General features: G+C 69.8%; 1 protein-coding gene. It reads left to right on the top strand.

The features are described from left to right. Positions 1-164 precede the first annotated feature (164 nt). Positions 165-2,357: a discoidin domain-containing protein gene (locus ACFQ7Q_RS38020; RefSeq protein WP_383563814.1), complete on the top strand. Its 2,193-nt coding sequence runs from the start codon at positions 165-167 to the stop codon at positions 2,355-2,357. Positions 2,358-2,407: the final 50 nt, after the last annotated feature.

Genomic DNA, 2,407 nt, shown 5'->3' with positions numbered 1-2,407 from the left:
GCCCCGGCCCGGGTGACCGAAGCAGGTTCACCGACTTAATGAAAGACCTAAGAAAAGCACGGTCGGAGTCATTGACCCCGGCTGGACCGGCGGGCAAGGTGCGGGAGAGCGCTCTCTCGCGCCTTCTTCGTATCTCCCAACTCCCTTTACGAGGAGACCTCTTCATGCCCGCAGTCGGCATACCCGTGGCGACACCGCCACACGGACGACGCCCTGCCGCGGCCCGCCGCGGCATCGTCGCGACCGTCGTGACCGCCCTCGTCGCGACGCTGCTCGCCCTCCTCCCGGCCCCCGCCGCCCAAGCCGCTCCGGTGTTGCTCTCCCAGGGCAAGCCGGTCACCGCCTCCAGCCAGGAGAACGCCGGCACGGCGGCGGCCGGCGCCGTCGACGGCGACCTCGGCACGCGCTGGTCCAGCGCCTTCTCCGACCCCCAGTGGCTCCAGGTCGACCTCGGCGCGCCCGCGGCCCTCGACCGCGTCGAACTGCGCTGGGAGGCCGCGTACGCGACCGCCTACAGGATCGAGACCTCGACGGACGGCACCACCTGGTCGACGGTCCACTCCACGGCCACCGGCGCCGGCGGCACCGAGACGATCGCCGTCTCGGGCACCGCGCGCCACGTGCGGATCCAGGGCGTCACCCGGGCCACCGGATACGGCTACTCCCTCTGGGAGTTCCAGGTCTACGGCAGCACGGACGGCGGCCCGGTGCTGCCCGGCGGCGGTGACCTCGGCCCGAACGTGCACATCATGGACCCGTCCACGCCCGGCATCCAGGCCAAGCTCGACCAGGTCTTCCAACAGCAGGAGTCGGCCCAGTTCGGCAACGGCCGGCACGCCTTCCTCTTCAAGCCGGGCACCTACGACGGCCTCAACGCACAGATCGGCTTCTACACGCAGATCGCCGGTCTCGGCCTGCGCCCCGACGACACCACCTTCAACGGCGATGTGACCGTCGACGCCGGGTGGTTCAACGGCAACGCGACGCAGAACTTCTGGCGCTCGGCGGAGAACCTGGCCCTGAAACCGGTCAACGGGACCAACCGCTGGGCCGTCTCCCAGGCGGCCTCCTTCCGCCGGATGCACGTCAAGGGCGGCCTCAACCTCGCCCCGAGCGGCTACGGATGGGCCAGCGGCGGCTACATCGCCGACAGCAGGATCGACGGCACGGTCGGGCCGTACTCGCAGCAGCAGTGGTACACCCGCGACAGCGCCGTCGGCGGCTGGACCAACGGCGTGTGGAACATGACCTTCTCCGGCGTCGAGGGCGCGCCGGCGACGAGCTTCCCCAACCCGCCGTACACCACCCTCGACACCACCCCGATCTCCCGCGAGAAGCCCTTCCTCTACCTCGACGGCAACGAGATGAAGGTCTTCGCACCCGCCAAGCGCACCAATGCCCGCGGCGTCAGCTGGGCGAACGGCACCCCGCAGGGCGAGTCGATCCCGCTCAGCCGCTTCTACGTCGTCAAGCCGGGCGCGACGGCGACCACCATCAACGCCGCCGTCGCCCAGGGCCTGCACCTGCTCTTCACTCCGGGCGTCTACCACGTCGACCGGACCGTCGAGATCGGCCGGGCCGGCACCATCGTGCTCGGCCTCGGTCTCGCCACGATCATCCCCGACAACGGTGTCACCGCGATGCGGGTCGCCGACGTCGACGGCGTCCGCCTCGCCGGCTTCCTGATCGACGCAGGCCCGGTCAACTCCCCGACCCTGCTGGAGATCGGCCCGCAGGGAGCCTCCGCCGACCACGCCGCCGACCCCACCACGGTCCAGGACGTCTACATCCGCATCGGTGGTGCGGGCGCCGGCAAGGCGACCACGAGCATGGTCGTCAACAGCGACGACACGATCGTCGACCACACCTGGGTCTGGCGCGCCGACCACGGCGAGGGCTGGGGCTGGGAGACAAACCGCGCGGACTACGGCGTCCGCGTCAACGGCGACGACGTCCTGGCCACCGGCCTGTTCGTCGAGCACTTCAACAAGTACGACGTCGAGTGGTACGGCGAGCGCGGCCGCACGATCTTCTTCCAGAACGAGAAGGCGTACGACGCGCCCGACCAGGCCGCGATACAGAACGGCGCGACGAAGGGCTACGCCGCCTACCGCGTCGACGACTCCGTCGACGTCCACGAGGGCTGGGGCCTGGGCAGCTACTGCTACTACAACGTGGATCCGACGATCCGCCAGGACCACGGATTCAAGGCCCCGGTGAAGCCCGGGGTGAAGTTCCACAGCCTGCTCGTCGTCTCGCTCGGCGGCAACGGCCAGTACGAACACGTCATCAACGACATCGGAGCACCGACCTCGGGAACATCGACGATCCCGTCCACGGTCGTCTCGTTCCCCTGATTCCCGCCGCATGGAGAAGGCCCCGCCCACCGGTCGCATCCGGTGGGCGG

This window comes from Streptomyces sp. NPDC056527 (assembly GCF_042794475.1).
Classification (GTDB): Bacteria; Actinomycetota; Actinomycetes; order Streptomycetales; family Streptomycetaceae; genus Streptomyces.
The sequence above is the reverse complement of the archived record's forward strand: the minus strand, read 5'-3'. Positions and strand labels throughout refer to the sequence as shown.

Excerpts from the sequence above, each read along its gene's own strand:
- ACFQ7Q_RS38020 (WP_383563814.1), top strand. The coding sequence starts at position 165 with ATGCCCGCAGTCGGCATACCCGTGGCGACACCGCCACACGGACGACGC.